Below are 7,974 nucleotides of genomic sequence, written 5' to 3'. Positions count from 1 at the left end.
AGAGGCAGGAAGAAGGTACAGGGTCAGTGGCAGCTATACTGCCTGGTGCACAACATTGAGAAACTGGCGAATTATGGGCAGTTAGCGGCGTGACACGGGGATCAGAAGGCAGGAAATATAGCCGCTGGTTGCCAGCAGGACCGGCATTAACCTTATCAAATGGGCGAAATTGATGGCTGATCATCGGAATGGCGAGAATCGACTAGCTGGTGGCCGCTACAAAAATTTTAGGAATCAGGTGCTGGGAACGACTCGGAATCGGGTTTTTCTACGGCCTCGTTGAGGCTGTAGAAAAACCCCGAAATCCCCGCTTCGGTTTGGTAGGATCAGGCAAACGGACAAGGAGTCGTTGGCATGCCCCGCTTCAAGCATTACAACTACGACCAGAGCGCCATGGTCGTGATCAACTACCAGGAACAGCTTCAGCCCGGCACCTTTGAACACGCGGTGCACTACCTGATCGAGCACAAGCTGGACCTGTCGGTTTTCCATCCCAAATACCGCAACGAAGACACCGGCCGCTTAGCCTACGATCCGGCCATCCTGCTGAAGATCATTCTGTTTGCCTACTCCAAGGGCATCACCTCCAGCCGCGAGATGCAGTGGTGCTGCGAGACCAACATCATATTCAAAGCTCTGTCCTGCGATACCGTTCCCCACTTCACCACCCTAGCAAAGTTTGTCAGCAGCCATGCCGGGGAGATTGAAGAGCTGTTCGAGCAGGTGCTGCTGGTCTGTCACGAACAGGGATTGCTGGGTAACGAACTCTTTGCCATCGACGGCTGCAAGATGTCCTCCAATGCCGCCAAGGAATGGTCTGGCACTTTCAAAGAGCTAGGGGAGAAACGGGAGAAGTTGCGACGACTGATCCGCCACCACTTGAAGGAACATTACGAGCGGGACGAAGCGGAGACCGAAGCCGAGCTGGACCGGGATATCCGTCGAGCGAACACCATCCTCTCGCTGGATGAAGCCATGAACAAAGTGGACCGCTTCCTAAAGACGAACCGCCCAAGGATGGGCCGGGGAAAGCGGAGCAAGGAAGTGAAGAGCAACCTGACTGACAACGAAAGCGCAAAGATGACCACCAGCAAGGGCACGATCCAGGGCTATAACGGCGTGGCGACGGTGGACAAGAAACACCAGGTCATCATCGACGCCCAGGCCTTTGGCGAAGGCCAGGAACACCACACCCTGCAACCGGTACTGGAGAGCGTGCAAGCTCGCTTCAGTAAGTTGGGTATCGCTGACAGCATTTATCAGCAAGGTACTGTGATCACCGCCGATACCGGCTTCGCCAACGAAGCGAATATGAAGTACCTGCACGAACGGCAGATCAACGGCTACGTGCCCGACAACAAATTCCGCAGCCGCGACCCGAAGTTCCAGAACCAGAAAGACAAATACGGCAAACGCCATCAGAACCAGCCGGTCACGGACTGGAAAGAGATCATCCCGGCCAGTGAATTCCAGTTTGATCCTGTGAACCTGACCTGCATTTGCCCGGCGGGCGAAAGCCTCAAGTACCACGGTACCCGGGCAGACCAGAACGGCCAGAGCCGAGCCTATTTCCAGGGCAGTTTGCTGCAATGCCGTCACTGCCCGAAGAAGCACCAGTGCATGCAAAATCCGAACGCCGCTAATCATCGGAAAGGCAAGGGCCGACAAGTGTCGTTCACTATCGAGCACAAACGCCTGCCCAACTACACCGACTGGATGAAACACCGGGTGGATAGCCCGCAGGGCAAAGAGATTTACAGTCACCGGATGTCGGTGGTGGAACCGGTGTTCGGCAACATTGGCACCACGAAACGGCTGAACCGCTTCAGCCTACGGGGCAAGAAGAAGGTCCAGGGTCAGTGGCAGCTATACTGCCTGGTGCACAATATTGAGAAGCTGGCGAATTACGGGCGGATGGCGGCGTAATGCCGAGGGCAGAAGTCCCGGAAAAGTGCCTGCTGGAAACCAGCAATGTCGACGCCAGGAGCCCCAAAAGACCGAAGCGGATGGCTGAACATCGAAATCACGAGAATCGGCCAGTTGAGGGCCGCGACAAAATTACAGGAATCAGGCGTTGGGAACGACTCGGGATCGGGTTTTTCTACAGCCTCGTTAAAGCTGAAAAGCCGAGTCGTGGCACCTGATACCCATCCGTGTCAAAATTGGGTGATACGTGAACGAGAGGTTTCTTCTATGAATCTCCAAAAAATTGAAGACGAGGCGCTCCACCTCCCTATAGAGGAGCGAGCGCAATTGATCCAGCGATTGGTATTGAGTCTGGAGTCTCCGTCAGAAGAAGAGCTCAGATCCGATTGGTTGCTTGAGGCCCGGCGCAGGGGCGAAGAGCTCGACAATGGCACAGTTCAGGCTGTGTCTGGCGATGAGGTCATGAGGAAGGCTAGAGCACTGATCAAATGAACTATTCTTTTCACCCGGCAGCGGAAGCCGAGTTCTTGGAGTCAGTTGGTTATTACGAATCAAAAGTTCCGGGATTGGGTGGTGCCTTTATAGAAGAATTTGAGGCCCTGGCCAATTTAGTTAGCGAGTCACCAAAAGCCTGGCAAGTTGAGTTGCCGCCAGATATTCGCAGAGTGCCCCTTCACAGATTTCCCTTATCTATCGTTTACCGTGAGAGCCCTGATGGTTTTCAGGTTCTGGCTGTTGCCCATGACCGCCGGCGTCCGCAGTACTGGCTGGGTAGGCTTTAACAATCGGCTGCACAGCGACCGATTTTCCGCCGCTTCGCGGCTCCAAACCGGCGCGTGAGCCGGGCGTTAGGCAAGGAAAAATATGGAACTCGCAGTAAAGATAGTTGGGATACTAGTAAGCCTATTTGCCTTATACAAAATCATCATCGAGGTGGTCGTTTCTCGTTCCAGCAAAAGGTGCGTATTCCAGACCAAGGTTGCCACTGATTCCAGACGAAGCCTGCCACCCATTCCACGCGAAAGCTGCCACTGATTCCACGGCAAAGCTGCCACCCTGGCAGGCTGCCTGATTCCCCCATCAAAACGTCCGGCGCGGGATAACTAACGGTACTCTGCTCCTTTTCATCCGGAGAGGGCCAGATGCCAGCGAAGAGGTTATCCATGCGTAAAATCAAAGAAGTCCTTCGCCTCAAGTGGGAGCGAGGGCTTAGCAACCGACAGGTTGCCGCAGCCTGCGGCATCAGTCGCCCCACTGTGAGCGAGTATCTGCGGCGTGCTGCTGAGGCGGAGCTTGGCTGGCCGCTGCCAGAGGATCTGAGTGAAGCCCAGCTGGAGCAACGGCTGTTCCCGCCACCACCGGATCTACCGGCACAGGTCCGAGGCATTCCAGACTGGCAGCGGATCCACGATGAGCTCCGGGGCAAGAACGTCACCCTGTTCCTGCTCTGGCAGGAGTACCGGGAAGCCAATCCGGATGGCTACCAGTACAGCTGGTTCTGCGAGCACTACCGGGCCTGGCAGGGCAAGCTGGATCTGGTGATGCGTCAGGACCACCGAGCCGGTGAAAAGCTGTTCGTGGACTATGCTGGGCACACGGTGCCCGTCATGGATCGCACCACCGGTGAGATCCATGAGGCGCAAGTCTTTGTGGCGGTGATGGGTGCGTCCAATTACACCTACGCCGAGGCCACCTGGAGCCAGACCCTGCCGGACTGGATCGGCTCTCACATCCGGACTTTCGAGTTCTTGGGCGGCGTGCCGGAACTGGTGGTTCCGGATAACCTCCGTTCCGGCGTCAGCAAGGCCCATCGCTACGAGCCGGATCTCAATCCGACCTATCAGGATATGGCTAGCCATTATGGCGTGGCCGTTGTCCCCACACGGGTTCGCAAGCCCCGTGACAAGGCCAAGGTGGAAGGTGGCGTATTGATCGTTGAGCGCTGGATCCTGGCGGCCCTGCGCCACCGTCAGCACTTCTCCCTGGGGCAGCTCAACGCCACCATCCGTGAGCTGTTGGAGAAGCTCAATAGCCGCCCCTTCCGCAAGTTGCCCGGGTGCCGGCTTGATCACTTCAAACAGCTGGACCAGCCGGTTCTACAACCGCTACCCGCCGAGCCGTATGTCTACGCCGAGTGGAAAAAAGCCCGGGTACACATCGACTACCACGTGGCCATCGATGGGCATTACTACTCGGTGCCCTACACCCTGATCAAGAAAGAGGTGGAGGTCCGGATCACCCACAACACCATCGAATGCTTCCACCGAGGCAACCGGGTCGCCAGCCACCGGCGTTCGGATCAGAAGGGTCGGCATAGCACCATCGCCGCTCACATGCCGGAGTCCCATCGCCAAGCCGGCGAGTGGACCCCAGAGCGACTGACCGCCTGGGCAGCCAAGACTGGACCGGCAACTGAAAAGCTTATCCGTACCGCGCTGGGGGCAAGAAAGCATCCGCAACAGGCCTATCGGTCCTGTCTGGGCATTCTCCGGCTGGGCCAGAGCTACGGCGAGGCACGATTAGAACGTGCCTGCCAACGCGCCCTGATGCTGGGCAGTTGCCGATACAAGAGCATCGAATCCATCCTCAAGCACCGCCTGGATGAGCAGCCCCTGGAAGAGCAACAAGAACTGGCCTTACCCGACACACACGACAACATCCGCGGCCCTGCCTACTACCACTGAAGGAATCTGACATGCTGAAACATCCCACACTGGACAAGCTCCACGCCCTCAAACTGACCGGCATGGCCGCCGCCCTGGAGGATCAGTCGGCCACCCCCGACATCACCGATCTGAGCTTCGAGGAGCGCCTTGGCCTACTGGTCGACCGGGAAATGACGGAACGGGACAACCGGCGCATGAGCAGCCGGCTACGCCGGGCCAAACTGCGACACGCCGCCATCCTCGAAGACATTGATTACCGGAACTCACGCGGCCTGGATAAAGGGCTTATCCAGGGCCTAGCCAGCTGCCAGTGGGTGAAGGAACACCTGAACGCGCTGATCACCGGTCCCACCGGGGTCGGGAAAACCTGGTTGGCCTGTGCTCTGGCACACAAAGCCTGCCGGGAGGGGTACACCGCCCAGTACGTCCGCCTGACCCGGCTGCTACGAGAGCTGACCATCGCCAAGGGCGATGGCCAATACTCAAAGCTCCTGACCAGCCTGGCCAAGGTCGACGTGCTGATCCTGGATGACTGGGGGCTGATGAAGCTGAGCGCGGAGAACCGGCGGGACTTGCTGGAGGTGCTGGAAGACCGACATGGCCGGCGCTCCACCATCGCCACTAGCCAATTACCCATCGAGGAATGGCACGGCGTCATCGGTGACGCCACTCTGGCAGATGCCATCCTGGACCGGCTCGTACACAACGCCTACAAGATCAATCTGCGGGGCGAATCCATGCGAAAACAGCAGGCAAAGTTGACGGGCACTGAGACTTCGGAGTAAGAAGAGAAACCCCGCGTCGCTACGCTCCGATGGGTGGCAGCCTTGCTCCGGTCCGGGTGGCAGGCTTCACGTGGAATGGGTGGCAACCTTCAGCGGTTTACGCAAAAAGGCGAGATGAGTACGAATTTTCCAAACAATTCATCAGTGACTTGGACAACGAGAGCATACACAGGCTCACTCTTGAAAAGGGATTCTTGGCGCTTACGGGAAAAATTTACCCGGTCGAAGAGATAAAGCTACTCCTGAGCAGCAAAGACCCTAGCTCATCAATAAACGAAAGATCTGATGCCGCGGGATTTGTGGAGTTCAGGTCGGATGAAAACCACTACAGATGGAAAGGTCGGTTCAAGAGCAATTTTGCCCAAAAGCACGGAGTGAAATGGTATTACTTTTGGTATTTCGTCACCGCGTTTTTGGGGCTCATCCCCGTTTACATCAAGGGCATTTCGGCTTTGGGTGAATTGCCTATGGTTGCTTTCTCCGGCTCTCTGCTCTTGATTGCCATCATGTGCTTGGTTGCAGCTGAAAATTTTAAAGCGGCAAAGAAGCTTATGGGCAAATTTGGAGCCGATGCCTAACCAACAGTTGCAGTTCGTTCCGGGCCTAGCGGCCCTCCACCGGACGCCCTTTTCTACGCTTCGCTTCAAAAAGGTCGCCGCTGAACAAAAGCGTTAAGCCCTATTGTTGCGTGGTGCGCAACATGCTAGTATTCCTTCATGATTAAATCATTCCGTCACAAAGGACTGAAGCGGTTTTACTCGACCGGCCACACGTCTGGCATACAACCCGACCATGCCAAGAAGCTGCGTATGCAGCTGGCTGCTCTGGATACGGCGACTTCAGTGGAAGATATGGATATTCCTGGTTTTCGGCTTCATCCATTGAAGGGCAAAGACAAAGGCCGGTGGTCGATTAGGGTTAACGGAAATTGGCGCATGACGTTCGAATTTCAGGACGGCAACGCCTACATTCTTGATTATGAGGATTATCACTAATGACTATGCATAATCCGCCGCATCCTGGTGAATTCATTCGTGAGGTGTACCTGGAGCCTTTCGGTATCAGCTCTCGTCAGCTTGCTTCCAGTCTGGGTGTTTCACCCTCCACTTTGTCTCGGTTGCTCAAAGGGGATAGTGGCATTAGCCCTGAAATGTCTCTGCGGCTGTCCAAGGTTCTCGGGCGTACTCCTGAGAGTTGGTTGGCGATGCAAGATATGTATGACCTATGGGTGGCTCGCGGCACAGTCAATCTGGAGGGTATTCATCGGCTGGACTTCGAAGCAGCTTAACCAGTGGCTGTTGTCGGACGCGCCTGCGCTGGCGCTCCGGCACGCCGCAAAGCCAGGCTACATGGACTCCCCCTGCGGTCAAGCAACGCCATTTGATTTCGAAGCGGTTTGAGACTGCAGCTCTACATTCGGCCTCTTTGTGGGCACTGTTGCCCGGGCCAGGATGATGATGCGTGTGAGTGATGACCTCATTCGTTAGTCGGCTTGTTTCAGCCGCAAGGCTTAACAGGTTCAATCACTCTCGGTCTGACCGTTCCGTCATCGCTTGCCGTTGCTAGACTCGGCTGGCAGGCGTGTTCTGCCTGTCGTTGGTGCTCGGTAATCAGCCCTCCACAGGCTGGGTTTTAAATTCGGTTTGGCTTATCAGTAGCGCCCATATGATCCGGGCATTCTTGGCGGCCAATGCCACAGCGGCTCTCTTGTACCCGCGGCGTTCTACCAACTCTTTGGCCCACCCGCTGAGCCGATCGTTCTTGTCGGCGAGCTTGGCAATCACCGCCCGGGTCCCATGGATTAATAATGTTCGCAGGTACTTGTCCCCGCGCTTGGTGATTCTCCCCAGTCGGGGCTTGCCTCCGGTCGAGTATTGCCTGGGCACAAGCCCCAGCCAGGCGGCGAAGTGTCGTCCGCTTTTGAACTGTCTGGGATCCGGCGCACTGGCCAATATCGCAGTGGCTGTTTGTGGGCCGATGCCAGGAATGGCCATCAACCGTTTGGCCTGCTCGTCGCGCCGGGCCATGGCTTCGATTTCCCGATCATAGGCCAGGATTTCTTCATCAAGCTGGAGAATGCGTTGGTTGATGTTGTTGAGTAAGCGCCGCGCGAGCATTGGCAAGCCGTTTTCAGCATCTTCCAGGATTTCAGGAATCCGATGTCGGGCGTGATAACGGCCCTGGGGGATGATCAGTCCGAACTCGGCCAGCAGCCCGCGAATCTGATTGATCTGGGCCGTGCGTTCTTTGGTTAACCCACGGCGAATACGGTGTGGGCATAGTGCCGCTTGTTGGTCCTCAGTCTTGTTTGGAACAAAGCGCATATTGGGCCGGCTGACGGCTTCGCAGATGGCCTCCGCATCGTTGTCGTCGTTCTTGCTGCTCTTGCGATACGGAGCGACGAAGCGTGGCGCAATGATCCGGGCATCGTGGCCGAGTTTGGTTAACGCCCGAGCTGCATATTCCGGCCCATCATGAACACCCATTCCGGACGAACGTGAACACCAGTTCTGGTTTAACGTGAACAGCCATTCCGATTGAAGATGAACACTTTCCCGGATTTTCCGGAATCGGTGTTCACGATGCCGGAATCAGCG

General features: G+C 56.4%; 8 protein-coding genes and 1 pseudogene. 8 read left to right on the top strand and 1 reads right to left on the bottom strand.

Annotation, left to right across the window (positions count from 1 at the left end):
- The first annotated feature begins 354 nt into the window (after window positions 1-354).
- The 8 genes from ABJM11_RS17535 (at window position 355) to ABJM11_RS17500 (ending at window position 6,665) form a co-directional block, all read left to right on the top strand.
- Window positions 355-1,926, top strand: coding sequence for a transposase (locus tag ABJM11_RS17535; RefSeq protein WP_348296183.1), 1,572 nt, complete (start codon window positions 355-357; stop codon window positions 1,924-1,926).
- Window positions 1,927-2,193: 267 nt separating this feature from the next.
- Window positions 2,194-2,418: an addiction module protein gene (locus ABJM11_RS17530; RefSeq protein ID WP_348296184.1), complete on the top strand. Its 225-nt coding sequence runs from the start codon at window positions 2,194-2,196 to the stop codon at window positions 2,416-2,418.
- Complete coding sequence (locus tag ABJM11_RS17525; protein ID WP_348296185.1) at window positions 2,415-2,708, top strand: type II toxin-antitoxin system RelE/ParE family toxin; 294 nt, start codon at window positions 2,415-2,417, stop codon at window positions 2,706-2,708. Before ABJM11_RS17530 ends, ABJM11_RS17525 begins: the two co-directional genes overlap by 4 nt.
- A 360-nt stretch (window positions 2,709-3,068) precedes the next feature.
- Window positions 3,069-4,610, top strand: coding sequence for an IS21-like element ISSpu5 family transposase (istA, locus tag ABJM11_RS17520; protein ID WP_219496321.1), 1,542 nt, complete (start codon window positions 3,069-3,071; stop codon window positions 4,608-4,610).
- A gap of 11 nt (window positions 4,611-4,621) precedes the next feature.
- Window positions 4,622-5,377 (top strand): IS21-like element ISSpu5 family helper ATPase IstB, encoded by a 756-nt coding sequence (istB, locus tag ABJM11_RS17515; RefSeq protein WP_219496319.1) that lies wholly within the window; start codon window positions 4,622-4,624, stop codon window positions 5,375-5,377.
- 29 nt (window positions 5,378-5,406) lie between these two features.
- Window positions 5,407-5,955 (top strand): hypothetical protein, encoded by a 549-nt coding sequence (locus tag ABJM11_RS17510; protein ID WP_348296186.1) that lies wholly within the window; start codon window positions 5,407-5,409, stop codon window positions 5,953-5,955.
- Between the two features lie 138 nt (window positions 5,956-6,093).
- Window positions 6,094-6,372 (top strand): type II toxin-antitoxin system RelE/ParE family toxin, encoded by a 279-nt coding sequence (locus tag ABJM11_RS17505; RefSeq protein WP_031211838.1) that lies wholly within the window; start codon window positions 6,094-6,096, stop codon window positions 6,370-6,372.
- Window positions 6,372-6,665 (top strand): HigA family addiction module antitoxin, encoded by a 294-nt coding sequence (locus ABJM11_RS17500; protein ID WP_012137899.1) that lies wholly within the window; start codon window positions 6,372-6,374, stop codon window positions 6,663-6,665. Before ABJM11_RS17505 ends, ABJM11_RS17500 begins: the two co-directional genes overlap by 1 nt.
- Window positions 6,666-6,987: 322 nt before the next feature.
- Here the strand turns inward: ABJM11_RS17500 and ABJM11_RS17495 are convergent.
- Window positions 6,988-7,866, bottom strand: a pseudogene (locus ABJM11_RS17495) (IS110 family transposase); the annotation flags it as partial.
- Window positions 7,867-7,974: the final 108 nt, after the last annotated feature.

The sequence above is a fragment of the Marinobacter sp. genome (assembly GCF_039977835.1).
Classification (GTDB): Bacteria; Pseudomonadota; Gammaproteobacteria; order Pseudomonadales; family Oleiphilaceae; genus Marinobacter.
Note: the sequence above shows the minus strand (reverse complement) of the source record. Positions and strands in the feature narration are given on the sequence as shown.